Source organism: Burkholderia sp. ZZQ-2 (genome assembly GCF_050768715.1).
GTDB classification, from domain to species: Bacteria; Pseudomonadota; Gammaproteobacteria; order Burkholderiales; family Burkholderiaceae; genus Burkholderia; species Burkholderia cepacia.
Genome location: NZ_LDVA01000347.1, coordinates 20,407 through 37,316 on the forward strand (window position 1 = coordinate 20,407; position 16,910 = coordinate 37,316).

13 protein-coding genes and 1 tRNA gene are annotated in these 16,910 nt (G+C 66.9%); 8 read left to right on the top strand and 6 right to left on the bottom strand.

The genetic code is table 11. The features are described from left to right. Nucleotides 1-104: 104 nt before the first annotated feature. From ABY44_RS33315 to ABY44_RS33335, 5 genes are all read left to right on the top strand, one after another. Entirely contained in the window at nucleotides 105-1,286 is a 1,182-nt protein-coding gene (locus ABY44_RS33315; RefSeq protein ID WP_048025387.1) for a PLP-dependent aminotransferase family protein, read from the top strand. A gap of 42 nt (nucleotides 1,287-1,328) precedes the next feature. Continuing rightward, nucleotides 1,329-1,787, top strand: coding sequence for a RidA family protein (locus ABY44_RS33320; RefSeq protein WP_006478174.1), 459 nt, complete (start codon nucleotides 1,329-1,331; stop codon nucleotides 1,785-1,787). A 13-nt stretch (nucleotides 1,788-1,800) separates the two neighbouring features. Beyond that, nucleotides 1,801-2,682 carry a PhzF family phenazine biosynthesis protein gene (locus tag ABY44_RS33325; protein WP_059688839.1) on the top strand — a complete coding sequence of 294 codons (882 nt, stop codon included), beginning with the start codon at nucleotides 1,801-1,803 and terminating at the stop codon, nucleotides 2,680-2,682. 219 nt (nucleotides 2,683-2,901) lie between these two features. Continuing rightward, nucleotides 2,902-5,241, top strand: coding sequence for a bifunctional diguanylate cyclase/phosphodiesterase (locus ABY44_RS33330; protein ID WP_027786788.1), 2,340 nt, complete (start codon nucleotides 2,902-2,904; stop codon nucleotides 5,239-5,241). Nucleotides 5,242-5,437: 196 nt separating this feature from the next. Further along, nucleotides 5,438-6,646 carry a chromate transporter gene (locus ABY44_RS33335; RefSeq protein WP_027786787.1) on the top strand — a complete coding sequence of 403 codons (1,209 nt, stop codon included), beginning with the start codon at nucleotides 5,438-5,440 and terminating at the stop codon, nucleotides 6,644-6,646. 48 nt (nucleotides 6,647-6,694) lie between these two features. On the opposite strand, the gene ABY44_RS33340 is transcribed toward ABY44_RS33335, so the two are convergent. Further along, nucleotides 6,695-7,141, bottom strand: coding sequence for a multidrug/biocide efflux PACE transporter (locus ABY44_RS33340; protein WP_059698014.1), 447 nt, complete (start codon nucleotides 7,139-7,141; stop codon nucleotides 6,695-6,697). Between the two features lie 113 nt (nucleotides 7,142-7,254). Between ABY44_RS33340 and ABY44_RS33345 the strand changes: the two genes are divergently transcribed. Beyond that, complete coding sequence (locus ABY44_RS33345) at nucleotides 7,255-8,139, top strand: LysR family transcriptional regulator (protein ID WP_059697994.1); 885 nt, start codon at nucleotides 7,255-7,257, stop codon at nucleotides 8,137-8,139. Between the two features lie 49 nt (nucleotides 8,140-8,188). Here ABY44_RS33345 and ABY44_RS33350 read toward each other — a convergent pair whose 3' ends face one another. The 5 genes from ABY44_RS33350 to ABY44_RS33370 form a co-directional block, all read right to left on the bottom strand. Continuing rightward, the gene (locus ABY44_RS33350) at nucleotides 8,189-8,647 is read right to left on the bottom strand and encodes a CopD family protein (RefSeq protein WP_021158534.1); all 459 of its coding nucleotides are present in this window, start codon (nucleotides 8,645-8,647) and stop codon (nucleotides 8,189-8,191) included. A 258-nt stretch (nucleotides 8,648-8,905) separates the two neighbouring features. Continuing rightward, nucleotides 8,906-11,227 (bottom strand): DNA topoisomerase IV subunit A, encoded by a 2,322-nt coding sequence (gene parC, locus ABY44_RS33355; protein WP_059697995.1) that lies wholly within the window; start codon nucleotides 11,225-11,227, stop codon nucleotides 8,906-8,908. 69 nt (nucleotides 11,228-11,296) lie between these two features. After that, on the bottom strand, nucleotides 11,297-13,279 hold the full coding sequence (gene parE / locus ABY44_RS33360; protein WP_021158532.1) for a DNA topoisomerase IV subunit B: 1,983 nt from the start codon (nucleotides 13,277-13,279) through the stop codon (nucleotides 11,297-11,299). 242 nt (nucleotides 13,280-13,521) lie between these two features. Beyond that, nucleotides 13,522-15,471, bottom strand: a complete 1,950-nt coding sequence (locus ABY44_RS33365; RefSeq protein ID WP_027786783.1) for an ATP-binding cassette domain-containing protein — start codon at nucleotides 15,469-15,471, stop codon at nucleotides 13,522-13,524. Nucleotides 15,472-15,680: 209 nt separating this feature from the next. Beyond that, nucleotides 15,681-16,085: a DUF4399 domain-containing protein gene (locus tag ABY44_RS33370; protein ID WP_027786782.1), complete on the bottom strand. Its 405-nt coding sequence runs from the start codon at nucleotides 16,083-16,085 to the stop codon at nucleotides 15,681-15,683. A gap of 200 nt (nucleotides 16,086-16,285) precedes the next feature. On the opposite strand from ABY44_RS33370, the gene ABY44_RS33375 reads away from it, so the two are divergent. Continuing rightward, nucleotides 16,286-16,468 carry a rubredoxin gene (locus ABY44_RS33375; protein ID WP_006398668.1) on the top strand — a complete coding sequence of 61 codons (183 nt, stop codon included), beginning with the start codon at nucleotides 16,286-16,288 and terminating at the stop codon, nucleotides 16,466-16,468. A gap of 151 nt (nucleotides 16,469-16,619) precedes the next feature. Beyond that, a tRNA-Arg gene (locus ABY44_RS33380) sits at nucleotides 16,620-16,694 on the top strand. Nucleotides 16,695-16,910: the final 216 nt, after the last annotated feature.

Sequence of the window (16,910 nt, forward strand, 5' to 3'; positions counted from 1 at the left end):
GCCGCGAAGGCTCGATCGCGCTCGCGCATGCCCACCCGGCAGCGTCGAAGCGATTTGCCCGAACGACCTTTCTTGACTGACCACGATATCCGAACGAGGAGACTATGAATCCGAGCGACCTGCATCCGCCGCACTGGCAGCTTTCCGAACGCGCCCGCAAGCTGACGAGCTCTGCGATCCGCGAAATCCTGAAGGTCACGGAACGCCCCGAGGTCATCTCGTTCGCCGGCGGCCTGCCCGCCCCCGCGACGTTCCCGGCCGAACGCATGCGCGCCGCCGCCGATCGCGTGCTGCGCGACGCGCCGGCCGCCGCGCTCCAGTACAGCGCGACCGAAGGCTACCTGCCGCTGCGCGAATGGATCGCCGAGCGCTACAGCGTGCGCGTGTCGCAGGTGCTGATCACGACCGGCTCGCAGCAGGCGCTCGACCTGCTCGGCAAGGCGCTCGTCGATCCGGGCAGTCCGATCCTCGTCGAAACCCCGACCTACCTCGGCGCACTGCAGTCGTTCTCGCTGTACGAGCCGCGCTACGTGCAGGTGCCGACCGACGAGCAGGGCCTGCTGCCGGAAGGCCTGACGCCGGAACTCACGCAAGGCGCGCGCCTGCTGTACGCGCAGCCGAACTTCCAGAACCCGACCGGCCGCCGCCTGCCCGTCGAGCGCCGCCGCGCGCTCGCCGCGTTCGCGCAGTCGAGCCCGTTCCCGGTGCTGGAAGACGATCCGTACGGCGCGCTGAACTACCGCGGCGAGCCGCTGCCGACGATGCTGTCGATGGCGCCCGATCACGTCGTGCACCTCGGCACGTTCTCGAAGGTGCTCGCGCCGGGCCTGCGGATCGGCTACATCATTGCGCCCGAGGAACTCCACTTCAAGCTCGTGCAGGCCAAGCAGGCCACCGACCTGCATACGCCGACGCTCACGCAGCGCATCGCGCACGAAGTGATCAAGGACGGTTTCCTCGACGAGCACATCCCGACGATCCGCGAGCTGTACAGCGCGCAGTGCGACGCGATGCTCGGCTCGCTCGAGCGCCACATGCCGGAAGGCGTCACGTGGAACCGGCCGGAAGGCGGGATGTTCATCTGGGTGAACCTGCCCGCGCAGATCGACAGCATGAAGCTGCTCGCCGCGGCCGTCGACAACCACGTCGCCTTCGTGCCGGGCGCGCCGTTCTTCGCGGACAACGCGCAGCAGAACACGCTGCGCCTGTCGTTCGTGACGGTGCCGCCCGAGAAGATCGAGGAAGGCGTCGCTCGCCTCGGCAAGCTGCTGCGCGAGCGCCTCTGATCCCCTTTTTCCTGTCACGACTCTCTACGAGGAATCGAATCCATGGCTAACGTCTACGACAAGCTGAAGTCGCTCGGCATCGAGCTCCCGACCGCCGGCGCACCGGCCGCCGCCTACGTGATGAGCGCGCAAAGCGGCAATACGGTCTACCTGTCGGGCCACATCGCGAAGAAGGACGGCAAGGTCTGGGCCGGCAAGCTCGGCGCGGATCTTCAGACGGAAGACGGCAAGGCGGCCGCGCGCTCGATCGCGATCGACCTGCTCGCGACGCTGCACGCGCACACCGGCGACCTGAACAAGGTCACGCGCATCGTCAAGCTGATGAGCCTCGTCAACTCGACGCTCGACTTCACCGAACAGCACGTCGTGACGAACGGCGCGTCGGAACTGATCGCCGAAGTGTTCGGCGACGCGGGCAAGCACGCACGCTCGGCTTTCGGCGTCGCGCAGATCCCGCTCGGCGCGTGCGTCGAGATCGAGCTGATCGCCGAAGTTGCGTAACGGGCGCAACGCAGTGCCCGGCCGTCTCGTCCGCTTCAAGCAGGTCGACGTGTTCACGTCGGTGCCGTTCAAGGGCAACGCGCTCGCCGTGGTGTTCGACGCCGATTCGCTCGGCGACGACGCCATGCTCGAGATCGCCCGCTGGACGAACCTGTCGGAAACCACGTTCGTCTGCACGCCGACCGATCCGGAAGCCGACTACCGCGTCCGGATCTTCACGACGGCCGGTGAACTGCCGTTCGCCGGCCACCCGACGCTCGGCACCGCGCATGCGTTCCTGGAAAGCGGCGCGCGGCCGCGTACGCCGGGCCGGCTGATCCAGCAGTGCGGGGTCGGCCTGGTTGCGCTGCGCGAGCAGGCCGACGGCTGGGCGTTCGCCGCGCCGCCGGCCCGCGTCACGCCGCTCGACCGTTCGGACTACGCGGCGCTGGCTGCCGCGCTGCGCAGCGACGCGATCGACCTGGAAGCCGAGCCGTGCGCGGTCGACAACGGCGCGCCGTGGCTGGTCGTGCGGCTGAAGTCGGCCGACGCGTGCATCGGCCTGTCGCCCGATCCGGCCGCGCTGGAGGCGCTCACGCACCGTTACGGCATGGACGGCCTCGCCGTCTACGCACCGCACGCCGAAGGCGGCCCCGCGACGTTCGAAATCCGCTGCCTGATGACGGGCGGCAACTTCGGCTTCGGCGAGGATCCCGTCACCGGCAGCGCAAACGCCGCACTGGCGGGGCTGCTGACGCGGCAGGAGCGCCGCCCCGGCCCGTCGTATACGGCCCGCCAGGGTACGGCGATCGGCCGCGACGGCCGCATCTTCGTCAGCTATGCCGAAGACGGCACCACCTGGATCGGCGGCCACGTCGTCACGGTCGTCGACGGCACCTTCCTGTCACCCGTGTGACATTTCGCGATGTGCGATGGCGCCGGCCCGCCCGGCGCCCCCCTACGCTTCGCCCAACTATCGCAAAAACGTTCCAGCCAGTAATATCGGGCCTAATCCGTTGTTTCGGAGGTCTGTCCATGGTTGCGTGTCCCGCGAACGAACAGACGTCGGGACAACCCGAACCATAGCCAGCCATCCTGACGGATGGCGCACGCGAGCAGGACGCCACCCTCTTCGATGAGCTCCGCCCGGTCCAACCACACGCCGCCGACCCGGCCGCTTCGCGCGCCGCGCAAATCGCGCCGGCGTGCGCTATTTGCGATCCCGCTGCTCGGGATGCTGGCGCTTGCGCTGCTGTGGGCTGTGATCATCGCGCGTCTCTCGGTGGAAAAGGACAGCGCATACAAGGAGGCGGCGGCTTCCGCGGCGATCCTGTCCTCCGCGCTCGAGCAGCATACGGTCAAGGCGATCCACCAGGTCGACCAGATCACCCGCTTCGTCAAGTTCGAATTCGAGAAGTCCCCCGCACGCTTCAACCTCGCGAGCGCCGTCGAGAAAGGCGTCGTGCCGAGCGACACGCTGATCCAGGTGTCGCTCGTCAACGCGAAGGGCATCCTGTTCGCGAACACGGCCGAGCTGCATCCGCAGCCGATCAACCTGTCCGACCGCGAGCACTTCAAGGTCCACCTCGCGCACAACGACGACCGCCTCTTCATCAGCAAGCCCGTGCTCGGCCGCGTATCGAGCCACTGGACGCTGCAGATGACACGCCGCCTGAACAACCCGGACGGCAGCTTCGCTGGCATCGTCGTCGTGTCGGAAGACCCGAGCTACTTCACGAACGACTTCTACAACAACGCGGCGATCGGCAAGGAAGGCGTGATCGCGGTCGTGTCCGATACGGGCGGCGTGCTCGCGCGGCGCACGGGCTCGGTCAGCAACGCGCCGGGCGCGTTTTCGGCGTCGGGCGTCTACCCGATCGCCGAGCGCGTGACGGGCACGATCATCGACCCGATCGACGGCGTGACGCGCATCGTGTCGTACCGCCACCTCGACGGCTACCCGCTCGCGGTGATGGTCGGGCTGTCGCAGACCGAGGAATTCGCGGACTACTACCACACGCGCAACGTCTACCTGCTGATGACGAGCTTCATCACGCTCGCGATGCTCGCGTTCTTCGGCGTCGCGACGGGCCTGATCGGCAAGCTGCTCGGCCGCGAGCGGGAAATGACGCAGCTCGCCGAATACGACCTGCTCACCGGCCTCGCGAACCGCTATGCGACGCTGCGCGGGCTGCGCAACGACGTGTCGATGCCGACGAGCCTGTCGCGACTCGGGCTGCTGTTCATCGACCTCGACAACTTCAAGACCGTCAACGACACGCTCGGCCACAACGCCGGCGACATCGTGCTGCAGATGACCGCGTCGCGCCTGGCCGATGCGGTCGGCGACGAAGGCTCGCTCGCGCGGATCGGCGGCGACGAGTTCGTCGTCGTGATGAAGGGCGACGACGTCGAGCGGCGCGCGGTGCGGCTCGCGGAAGCGATCATCCGGATGTTCAGCGAGCCGTTCGACGTGCGCGGCAGCTCGTTCGTCCTGCACGCGAGCATCGGCATCGCGCTGCACACGGTCGCGAACGAAAGCGAGATCGACCTGCTGAAGAAGGCCGATCTCGCGATGTACAGCGCGAAGGACGCCGGCAAGAACTGCTATCAGTTCTACGCGCCGCACCTGTCGCACCGCGCCGACCACCTGATGCGCTGGGAACAGCAACTCCGCGTCGCGCTCGCCGAGGGGCAGCTGTTTCTCGCGTACCAGCCGAAGATCGACCTCACGCACCGCCACATCACCGGCTTCGAGGCGCTCGCGCGCTGGGATCACCCGGAGCACGGGATCATCTCCGCGAACGAATTCATTTCGATTGCCGAATCGACCGGCCTGATCGTGCCGATCGGCGACTTCGTGATCCGCACCGCGTGCGAGCAGATCGCGCGCTGGCGCGACGAGGGCCACGATACGCTGACGCTCGCGGTCAACATCTCGCCGGTGCAGTTCTGGCGCGGCGACCTGATCGAGACGATCTCGAGCACGCTGCAGGAAACCGGCATCGACGCGAACCGGCTCGAAATCGAGATCACCGAAACCGCGATGATGGAATATCCGGAGCTCGTGTCCGAGAAGATCGTCGCACTGAAGAAACTCGGCATCCGGATCGCACTCGACGATTTCGGCACCGGCTATTCGTCGCTGTCGTACCTGCACCGCTTCTCCGTCGACACGCTGAAGGTCGACCGCTCGTTCGTGCAGGCGATCCCGAACGATCGCAGCGTGTGCGTGATGGTGTCGTCGATCGTGCATCTCGCGCGCTCGCTCGGGCTGACCGTCGTCGTCGAGGGCACGGAAACCGAGGAGCAGATCACGTGGCTGTCCGCGCTCGGCGAAATCGAGGCGCAGGGCTTCCTGTTCTCGCGACCGGTGCCGGCCGACGCGATTCCCGCGCTGATCGCACGCTTCGGCGTGCGCAGCGATTCACCGAACGTGATCGCGCACCGCGCGACAGGCAGCACGGGCGCGTAAGCGCACCGTAGCCGTGGCGGGCGTTGCGTGCACCGTCATTGTTTCGTTTTCCGATCCGATTGTTCGGTTCATGAACTAGCGTTTTCGCTCATGGTCGTGTCACGATGCGCGGCGGACAATCGGGAGGGGCAACGTGTCGGCGGGCCGCCGGCATGGCCATACGCGAGAGATCGGGCCCCGAGCCCATACCACCAAGATGACAACCGTCGAAATCGAAGCGACCGCTGATGTCGAACAGGCACAGGCTTCCCTGTGGGACCTGTTCAAGGTCGTTGCCAGCATTTCGGCGGTCTCGTGGGGCGGGCTTTCGATGATGGCGCAGCTCGAACGCCACTACGTGGAGCGGCTGCAGCGCATCGAGCCTCACGTATTCGGCGATCTCGTCGCGCTGGCCTGGCTCGTGCCGGGTCCCGTAGGCTGCAACGTGGCGGTACAGGTCGGCCAGATACTGCATGGCCGCGTCGGCGCATGGGTTGCCGGCATCGCGAGCGTGCTGCCCTTCTCCATCCTGATGACGCTGTTCGCGATCTTCTATCGCACGCCATTCGTGCGCTCGCTGGCGGCGCCGATGCTGATCAATCACTTCGGGATGGTGCTCGCCGCACTGATCGGCGTGACGTGGGTCAAGCAGTTGCGCTCGCTCGCGCGCACACGGGGCGAACAGCTGATCGCCGCGCTGTCGACGATTCTGCTTGCTTTCGCGCATAATCCGGCCGCTTTCGTCGGGATTCTTTTCGCCGCATTCGCGGCGGGCTGGCTGACCGGGCCGCCGCAGCGCGACGCGGTCGATTTCACGCTGTCGGCCCGCGACCGCAACCTGCTCGTGCTGCTCGGCGTGCTGGTCACGCTGTTCGCGGTGCCGCTGCCCGGCGATTACCAGGCGACGCTACTGTGGCCGCGCCTCGCCGGCGCCGGCATGACGCTGTTCGGCGGCGGCTTTTCCGCGCTGCCCGTGCTCAAGACGCTGTTCGTCACGCCGGCAACCGGCATCTCCGATCACGACTTCACGCTTGCGTTCGCGCTGTCGCCCGTCGCGCCCGGGCCGCTGCTGAACGTCGTGCCGTTTCTCGGCTACCTGACCGACGGCTGGGTCGGCGCGCTGCTCGCGACGGCCGCGCTGTTCATTCCGTCGGGCTGCCTCGTCGTGTTTGCGCAGAACCATCTGTCCCGGCTCAAGCGCCATTCGCGTTTCGAGCACGGGATGCGCCTGCTGCGCGCGGCGACCACGGGTTTTCTCGTCGTCGCGGTCGTGAGGATCCTGCACCGCGAACCGGCCGACCCCGTTTACTGGCTGACGGGCGCCTTCGCAACGCTTTGCTTCGCGCGCTTCAAGGTGCCCGTCTATGCCGTGTACGGCACGGTCGCGGTTGCGTGCGGCGTGTGGCTGTGGGCCGCCGCGCGCTGACGGGCGGCAGCCGCCGCCCCGTCGGCCTTGACCGGCATTCGCCCGTCCTCAACCTGCCTGCACCGCGACCCGGCGTGCCATCCAGCGGGCGCGCAGCGCGTCGTACGCAAGGTTGAAGGCGAACGTGTAAGGCAGGAAGAACAGCACGATACCGAGGTCGAGCAGCAGCGCCTCGACGAGGCTCACGTTCAGCCACCACGCGGCGACCGGCACCACCAGCACGACGAGGCCGAGCTCGAACAAGGCCGCATGCGCGATCCGCACGCCGAGCGTGCGCGACCACCCCGCGCGTCGCTCGACGCGGTCGAACAGCGTATTGAACGCCATGTTCCATGCCATCGCGATCAGCGACACCATCACCGTCAGCACGCCGACGTGCGACACCGGCATGTCGAGCAGCCACGCGCCGAGCGGCGCGCACAGCGCGATCGCGACCAGTTCGAACGTCAGTGCATGCAGCAACCGTTCCGTCACCGTTTTGTTGACCTGTTTCATGATTCCCTCCGATTCGTCTGCTTCGTTGATGGCGGCCATTTTGATCGGCACAACCGTATGAATCCAGTTTGATATCATCGGTTTTTCCGATATAACGCCATCAGGAGCGCCGCATGCGTCACGCCCCCGAAGCCCTGCTCGCATTCGCCGAAGCCGCGCTGCTCGGCTCGTTCACGGCCGCCGCGCGCAAGCTCGGCAAGCGCCAGTCGACCGTGTCGGAGGCGATCGCGAACCTCGAGATCGATCTCGGCGTGCAGTTGTTCGACCGCTCGACGCGCACGCCGACGCTGACCGACGCCGGGCGGGCGCTGCTGCCGCAGGTGCAGCGCGCACTCGAGGCCGGCGCGGCAATCGACCGCACGGCCGCGCGGCTCGCGCGCGGCGAGGAAGCGCGGCTGACGCTCGTCGTGTCCGATACCTACCAGTCGAAGCGCTACGAGGAAACGTTGATGGCGCTCGAGCGGCGCTTTCCGGCGCTCGAGTTCGAATGCCAGATCGCCGAGCACGACGACGTGCTCGACCTGATCCAGCAGGGACGCGCGCAGCTCGGGCTGATGGCCGCGCGCGCGGCCTACCCGGCCGACATCGGCGCGGCGACGATCGCGGAGGAATCGGAGATCGGGCTGTTCGTCGGCCGCATGCACGCGCTCGCCGAATACGGCGACGCCGACGTGCCGCACGCCGCGCTGCGCGACGTGCGCGAACTGCGCCTCAATACCTATGTGAAACCGGAAGGTCGCGGCACCGGCGACCGGATCGTCGTCGGCACGCACCACTGGCTGGCGCCGAGCTACCTGATGCTGCTGGAGATGGCCGTGCAGGGGTTCGGCTGGGCCGAACTGCCGCGCTGGATGGTCGACCACTTTGCGCGCGATCGCCTGTGCGAACTGCGTGCGCGCGGCTGGCCGCGCCGCGTGCGGGTCGATGCGGTCTGGTCACGCAACCGGCCGCTCGGCCCGGTCGGCTCATGGCTGCTCGATGCGATGCTGGCCGCGTAGCGACGCAGGCCGATGCGCCGGCGGCTGCGCGCCGGCCGGCACCGACAGGTCAGAAACCGCGCGACAACACCGCCGCGCCGATCGTCACGACGCCGAGCACGAGGTTCACGAGGACGAGCAGGCGCACCGTATTCACCGCGCGCGCGCCGTCCGGCCACTTCTGCGCCTGCACCGCACGACGGATGCGCGGGAACAGCGCGAACCGGATATGCCCGAAGATCAGCATCATCACGACGCCGAGCCCGGCCATCGCGTGCAGCGACCACGTTGCGTGCGCGCCGCCGAATTCCACGAGCAGGAAGCCGCCGGACAGCAGGATCACGATCACGGCGCCCGACACCCAGTTGAAGAAGCGGCCGAACACGCCTTCGATCAGCGGCAACCGAAGCTGCGGCGACAGGTCGGACAGCGCCGGACGCAGGCAGAAGTTGGCGAAGACCATCCCGCCCACCCACACGGCGACGGCCAGCAGATGAAGAAACAGCGCGACGGAGACAGCATGGGACATGACGGCAATCCTGTGAGGAGTGGGGTACGGCGAACGGCCGCGTCGCACGCGGCATCGAGCGACGTTCGACCGGATTGTCGCCGCCCGGTTCAGACCCCAGGCGCGATTTCACACTATTTTGCAAGTTCCGCGTGACAGCGCCACGCTTGCTTACCCGAATCCCCGCTCAAAAAGAACAGGCCGCACGCCCGCCGAAGCGGAGGTGCGGCCTTCGATCACGGCCGAATCGGCCGGCCGGTCGATCGATCGTGCGTCGCGTCAGCCGAGCAGCGGACGCAGCTCGTTCACGACCTTGAGCTTCGTCTCCGGTGCGCGGCCCTTGCGTGCGCGCTTGCCGACGTGCGGCGCCAGCCCCGCGTACGACAGCGTCTCGTCCTGCGCCTTGCCGCCGCGGCCGGTACCGATCAGCACGACGCCGGCCGGATCGATCGCGAGCGCCTGAACGAGCGTTTCCTTGTCGTCGAGCGCCATCAGGATCACGCCGCGACCGCCGCCGGACAGCGTCTTCATCTCGTCCATCCCGAACACCAGCAGGCGGCCGCCGCTCGACAGGCACGCGACCTGCGTCGCGTTCGGCAGCACCGGCATCGGCGCGAGCGGCACCGCGCCCGCATCGATGGTCATGAACGACTTGCCGGCCTTCACGCGGCTCACCATGTCGCCGACCTTCGCGAGGAAGCCGAAACCGTTGCTCGACGCGAGCAGCAGTTGCTGGTCGGCCGGCGCCGCGTAGTAGTGCATCAGGTGCGAGCCCGATTCGAGCTCGATCAGCGACGTGACCGGCACGCCGTCACCGCGCCCGCCCGGCAGCACCGACACGTCGACCGAATACACGCGGCCGCTGCTGCCCCACGCGATCAGGCGGTCCGGCGTGCGGCACTGGAACGCCGCGTACAGATGGTCGCCGGCCTTGAACGTGAAGCCGGCCGGGTCGAGCCCGTGGCCCTTCAGCGCACGCACCCAGCCCTTCTGCGACACGACCACCGTCACCGGTTCGTCGACCACCTTCGCCTCGAACGTCGCGCGCTTTTCCTGCTGGATCAGCGTGCGGCGATCGTCGCCGTACTGCTTCGCGTCGGCCTCGATCTCCTTGATCATCAGCCGCTTCATCGCGCTTTCGTTCGCGAGCAGCTCCTCGAGCTTCGCCTTCTCGTCGCGCAGCGCTTCGAGTTCCTTCTCGATCTTGATCTTCTCGAGCCGCGCGAGCTGGCGCAGCCGGATTTCGAGAATGTCTTCCGCCTGCCGTTCGCTGAGGCCGAACGCGCTCATCAGCGCGGCCTTCGGCTCGTCCGACTCGCGGATGATGCGGATCACCTCGTCGATGTTCAGGAAGACGATCATCCGCCCTTCGAGGATGTGGATGCGGTCGTCGACCTTCGCGAGACGATGGCGGCAACGGCGCGTCATCGTCAGCTGGCGGAACTTCACCCATTCGTCGAGGATCGTCAGCAGGCCCTTCTGGCCCGGCCGGCCATCGGCGCCGATCATCACGAGGTTCAGCGTCGCGTTCGACTCGAGGCTCGTGTACGCGAGCAGCGTGTTCACGAATTCCGTCTGGTCGATCGTGCGCGACTTCGGCTCGAACACGAGCCGCACCGCCGCTTCCTTGCCCGACTCGTCGCGCACCGCGTCGAGCAGGTCGAGCATCGCCTTCTTCGTGTTGAGCTGCTCGGGCGTGAGCGTCTTCTTGCCGAGCTTGAGCTTCGGGTTCGTCAGCTCCTCGATTTCCTCGAGCACCTTCTGGCCCGACGTGTTCGGCGGCAACTCGGTGACGACCAGTTGCCACTGGCCGCGCGCGAGATCCTCGATCTTCCAGCGTGCGCGCACCTTCAGGCTGCCGCGGCCGGTTTCATAGGCCGCCGCGATTTCCGTGTCGCTCGAGATGATCTGGCCGCCGCCCGGGAAATCCGGGCCGGGGATCAGGTTCATCAGCTCCGCGTGCGAGAGCTTCGGATTGCGGATCAACGCGACCGCCGCCGCCGCGACCTCGCGCAGGTTGTGCGACGGGATCTCGGTGGCGAGACCGACCGCGATACCCGACGCACCGTTCAGCAGCACGAACGGCATGCGGCTCGGCAGCGTCTTCGGCTCCTCGAACGAGCCGTCGTAGTTCGGCATGAAGTCGACCGTGCCCTGGTCGATCTCGTCGAGCAGCAGCTTCGAGATCGGCGTGAGCCGTGCTTCGGTGTATCGCATCGCCGCCGCGCCGTCGCCGTCGCGCGAGCCGAAGTTGCCCTGCCCGTCGATCAGCGGATAGCGCAGCGAGAAATCCTGCGCGAGACGCACGAGCGCGTCGTACGCCGATTGGTCGCCGTGCGGGTGGTATTTACCGAGCACGTCGCCCACGACGCGCGCCGACTTCACCGGCTTCGCGTCCGGGCCGAGGCCCATTTCGTTCATCGCGAACAGGATCCGGCGCTGCACCGGCTTCTGGCCGTCGCACACGTCGGGCAGCGCGCGGCTCTTCACGACGCTGACCGCGTAGCTGAGATACGCCTGCTCCGCGTAGTTGCCGAGCGTCAGCGCATCGCTCTCTGGCGCGCCGGAGTCGGCAAAGAGATCGGAGGTGTTGTCGTCCATCTGAATTCCGTATTCGTAAGTGGCGTGAGGCCGGGCCGGGCGTCATGCCCGGCCGCGCGGATTCCCGGCTTAAATGTCCGCTTCGACGTCGTTGCCCTTTTCCTCGAGCCAGCCGCGTCGCGCGGCTGCCTCGCCCTTGCCCATCAGCATCGTCATGCGCGCGACGGTCGCCTCGTAGTCGAGTTCGCCGAGCTTCACCGGCATCAGGCGGCGCGTGTCGGGGTTCATCGTGGTATCCCACAGCTGCTCGGCGCTCATTTCGCCGAGCCCCTTGAAGCGGCTGATGCTCCATTGCGTCTCGCGCACGCCGTCCTTGCGCAGCTTGTCGAGAATCGCTTCCAGTTCGCCCTCGTCGAGCGCATAGAGCTTCTGCGCCGCCTTCTTGCCGCGTGCCGGCGCATCGACACGGAACAGCGGCGGCCGCGCGACGCACACGTGGCCGCGCTCGATCAGTTGCGGGAAATGCTTGAAGAACAGCGTGAGCAGCAGCACCTGGATGTGCGAGCCGTCGACGTCCGCGTCCGACAGGATGCAGATCTTGCCGTAGCGCAGGTTCGACAGGTCGACGCTTTCATCGGGGCTGTGCGGATCGACGCCGATCGCCACCGAGATGTCGTGCACCTCGTTGTTCGCGAACAGGCGGTCGCGCTCGGTTTCCCAGGTATTCAGCACCTTGCCGCGCAGCGGCAGGATCGCCTGGTATTCCTTGTCGCGGCCCATCTTCGCGGAACCGCCCGCCGAGTCGCCCTCGACAAGGAACAGCTCGTTGCGCGTGATGTCCTCGGTCTCGCAGTCGGTCAGCTTGCCGGGCAGCACCGCGACGCCCGAGCTCTTGCGCTTCTCGACCTTCTGGCCCGCGCGCGTGCGCGCCTGGGCCTGCTTGATCACGAGTTCGGCGAGCTTCTTGCCGTGCTCGACGTGCTGGTTCAGCCACAGCTCCAGCGCCGGACGCGAGAACGACGACACGAGCTTCACCGCGTCGCGGCTGTTCAGGCGTTCCTTGATCTGCCCCTGGAACTGCGGATCGAGCACCTTCGCCGACAGCACGAACGACACGCGCGCGAATACGTCTTCCGCGAGCAGCTTCACGCCCTTCGGCTGCAGGTTGTGCAGTTCGACGAAGCTTTTCACCGCCTGGTAGAGACCGTCGCGCAGGCCGGATTCATGCGTGCCGCCGGCCGGCGTCGGGATCAGGTTCACGTACGACTCGCGCACGAGCGAACCTTCCTCGCTCCAGGCGACGACCCACGATGCGCCCTCGCCTTCGGCGAAGGTGTCGTCGCCCGAACGCGAATCGGCGAAACGCTCGCCTTCGAACAACGGGATCAGCAACTCGCTGCCGTTCATTTCGTCGAGCAGGTAGCCGCGCAGGCCGTCTTCATATTTCCACGTCTGGCGCTCGCCGCTCTTTTCGTTGACGAGCACGACCTCGACGCCCGGCAGCAGCACGGCCTTCGAGCGCAGCAGGCGCTGCAGCTCGCCGAGCGGCAGGTTCGGCGAATCGAAGTACTTCGGATTCGGCCACACCTGCACGCGCGTGCCGGATTTCTTTTCACCGCGGCCCGCGCCCTGCGTCGTGAGCGGCTTCACCACATCGCCTTCGGCGAAGCCGAGTTCCGCGATCTTGCCGTCGCGCCAGACGGTGACGTCGAGGCGCGTCGCGAGCGCGTTCGTCACCGACACGCCGACGCCGTGCAGGCCGCCCGAGAACGTATAGGCGCCGCCCGCGGCCTTGTCGAACTTGCCGCCCGCGTGCAGGCGCGTGAATACGATCTCGACGACCGGCACGCCCTCTTCCGGGTGCATGCCGAACGGGATGCCGCGGCCGTCGTCCTCGACCGAGACCGACTGGTCGGCGTGCAGCGTGACCGTGATCTGCTTGCCGTAGCCGCCGAGCGCTTCGTCGGACGCGTTGTCGATGACTTCCTGGATGATGTGCAGCGGATTCTCGGTACGGGTGTACATGCCGGGCCGCTGCTTGACCGGCTCGAGACCCTTGAGCACCTTGATCGATGCTTCGCTATAGGCCGCGCTGGGTTTCTTCGTTGACATAGGCGCTGAATTTCGTCATTCATCGGGACGTTGTCCACACCTCGTGTGGATAACGTCGTGGACAAAACGTTGAGTTCCGTAAAAAAGCGAATCGAAACAACGGTGTGCTTGGACTGCTCCGAAAGCGGGCGCGCGGCGTTGGCTGCGCTGCCCGGGACGCGCGGTATTTTACTGGTTCCGCGTGGCGCGCCAATCGCGCAATCGCGCGCGGCCGCCGCCGGCCGCGCGACGCGTCATGCGGATTACGCCGGCTTGCGCTTCGCCTCGAGCGTTTCCCACCGTTCGAGCGCCGCGAGCAATTCGTCGTCGATCGCCGCGAACCGCTCGGTCAGGCGCGTGCCTTCCTGCGGATCCTTCGCGAAGATCGAACCGTCTTCGAGCCGGGCATTGATCGTCCTCTGCTCCTCCTCGAGCGCGGCGATCTTCTCCGGCAGCGAATCGAGCTCGCGCTGCTCGTTGAACGACAGCTTCACCGTGCGCTGCGCATTGCGGCCCGCGGCGCTTTTTGCCGGCTCCTCCTTGACGGGTGCAGCTTCCTTCACCGCGCGCTTCGCGGCTTCCTGCTGCGCGAGCTGATCCGCGCGCGCGCTCTGGATCTGCCAGTCGGTGAAGCCGCCGACATATTCACGCCACTTGCCGTCGCCCTCGGACGCGATCACCGACGTCACGACGTTGTCGAGGAACGCGCGATCGTGGCTGACGAGCAGCACCGTGCCGTCGTAGTCGGCCAGCAGCTCCTCGAGCAGTTCGAGCGTCGGGATGTCGAGGTCGTTGGTCGGTTCGTCGAGCACCAGCACGTTGGCCGGACGCGCGAACAGGCGCGCAAGCAGCAGCCGGTTGCGCTCGCCGCCCGACAGCGACTTCACCGGCGAACGCGCGCGCTCCGGCGCGAACAGGAAATCGCCGAGATAGCTCATCACGTGCTTGCGCACGCCGCCGATCTCGACCCATTCGCTGCCGGGGCTGATGGTATCCGCGAGGCTCTTTTCCTGGTCGAGCTGCGCACGCATCTGGTCGAAATACGCGACCTGCAGGTTCGTGCCGGTGCGCACCGTGCCTTCGTCGGGCTTCAGTTCGCCGAGAATCAGCTTGAGCAGCGTCGTCTTGCCGGCGCCGTTCGGGCCGATGAAGCCGATCTTGTCGCCGCGCATCACCGTCGTCGAGAAACGATCGACAACCGTGCGGCCGCCGTAGCGCTTCGTCACGTCGGTCAGCTCCGCGACGATCTTGCCGGACTTCTCGCCCTGCGCGACGTCGAGCTTCACGTTGCCCTGCGAATTGCGGCGCTCCGCGCGCTCGTTGCGCATCTGCACGAGCCGCGCGATGCGGCCGACGCTGCGCGTGCGGCGCGCTTCGACCCCCTTGCGGATCCACACTTCCTCCTGCGCGAGCAGCTTGTCGAACTTCTCGTTTTCCACGCGCTCGACTTCGAGCTGCTGCGCCTTGCGCGTCTGGTACGCCGAGAAATTGCCCGGGTACGACAACAGCCGGCCGCGGTCGAGATCGACGATGCGCGTCGCGACGCGGTCGAGGAACGCGCGATCGTGCGTGATGAACAGCAGGCCCGCGCGCTGCGCGACGAGCAGCTCTTCCAGCCAGCGGATGCCGTCGAAGTCGAGGTGGTTGGTCGGCTCGTCGAGCAGCAGCACGTCGGGCTGCAGCACCAGCGCGCGCGCCAGCGCGACCCGCTTCTGCATCCCGCCCGACAGCGCGTCGACGCGCGCGTCGACGTCCGCCAGGCCGATCTGCGCGAGCGTCATCGACACGCGCGTGCGCCAGTTCCACGCGTCGTGCGCGTCGAGCGACGACTGCAGCGCGTTCATCCGCGCGAGCAACGCATCGTGTTCGGCGCCTTCGGGCGTATCCGCGAGGCGGTGCGCGATCGAATCGTATTCTTCGAGCACTTCACGCGTGTGCGCGAGCCCCGACGCGACCGCATCGAACACCGTCGCGCCCGGCTCGAACTCGGGCTCCTGCGGCACATAGACGGTCACGAGCTCCTGCTGGCGCGTGACCAGCCCGTCGTCGGGCTTCGCGAGCCCGGCGACGATCTTCAGCAGCGACGACTTGCCCGCGCCGTTGCGGCCGATCAGGCCGACGCGCTCGCCGGCTTCCAGCGAGAAATCCGCGTGATCGAGCAACGCGACGTGACCGAACGCGAGCTGCGCGCCGGTAATGGAATAGAGCGACATGGGGAGACGGCGAAGAGAGAAATCGGAAGCGCCCATTGTACCGGTCGCGGGCGCCGGCACCGGTATGGCCGGACGGATAAGGTGCAGGACCGCTCGCGCGGGCCGGTTGCCGGAGGTCGAGTGCCGCGCGTGCGGCGGGCACCCGCGCCCGCTGGCGCGGGCTCACTCCGTCGCGAGGACGGCACGGCCGCCCTCGCGGATATGCGTGCTTACTTGACGTTCACGGAGATCGTCGAGCTCATTTCGGGACCGTACGAGCGGTGCGCGCCGTCGCCGAACTGCAGCGTCAGCGTGTGCTGGCCGGGCGGCAGCCTGAGCTCGGTTTCGGTCTGCGCCTTGCCGAAGTGCAGCGAACGTTCGCCAGCGGGAATCACGTCGCCCTTCGGAATCGGCCGGCCGTCGATCAGCAGATGATGATGGCCGGTATCCGGCGTCATGTCGCCGGCGGGCCGAAGCGCCATCCCTTCGAGCCCGAACTTCACGAGCACCGGATTCGACACCGTCGCGCCGTCTCTCGGCGCTTCGAAAAACACGCGCGCCTCGGCCCGCGCGACCGTCGACACGGCCATCGCCGCCACGCATACCGCACTCGCGATCCACTTTTTGTTCAGCATCGCATTCTCCTTATGGTTGGACAGCCCGGGAAGCATACACCGCACGTACGGCATGCGTGTTCCGGTTGCGTTGTTCGCGATGCGTACGTTTAAAACGACGTTGCGGAGCCGTTCGGCGAAATTCCGGTACCATTGCGCCTTTCGTCCGCCGGCCAGGCGGCGGACGGCATCACCGGATTTCCATTTTTACCGAGCGCCACATGAGCGAAGTAACCGAATACCAGAGCTGGGTCTGCCTGATTTGCGGGTGGGTCTACAACGAAGCGGAAGGGCTGCCCGACGAAGGCATCGCACCCGGCACCCGTTTCGCCGACATTCCCGCCGACTGGCGCTGCCCGCTGTGCGACGTGGGCAAGGAAGATTTTGTTGTCGTCGATTTCTGATTCGACGATGTTCTGATCGCGGCTGATTGCCCGATCGCGCGCGTCGGCGCGCATTCCACCCCGCCGACGCGCCGCGCGTTTGCTATACTCTGCGCGCTGTCCACACTGCCGTCCGGTTCGCGTTTTTCCGCGCGATCACCCGGACATGGCGCTCCCCGTAGTTCAATGGATAGAACAAGCGCCTCCTAAGCGCTAGATACAGGTTCGATTCCTGTCGGGGGGACCAGTCAAGCTCTCAGCCATCCCCCGGATTCACAAGAATCTCCCCGCTTCGCCCCCGTCTGGCGCCACTCTACCTCTCAGCCGTACCCGAGACTCTTGCGATTTTCGTTGGTATCAGCAGATACCAACAATACCTCTCACGGACGCGCAGATATCGCGTCAGCTCGCTAACGCATCAACACTGGCCGCGCCCCAACTCGCCCTTTCCGCCCCACCGCCG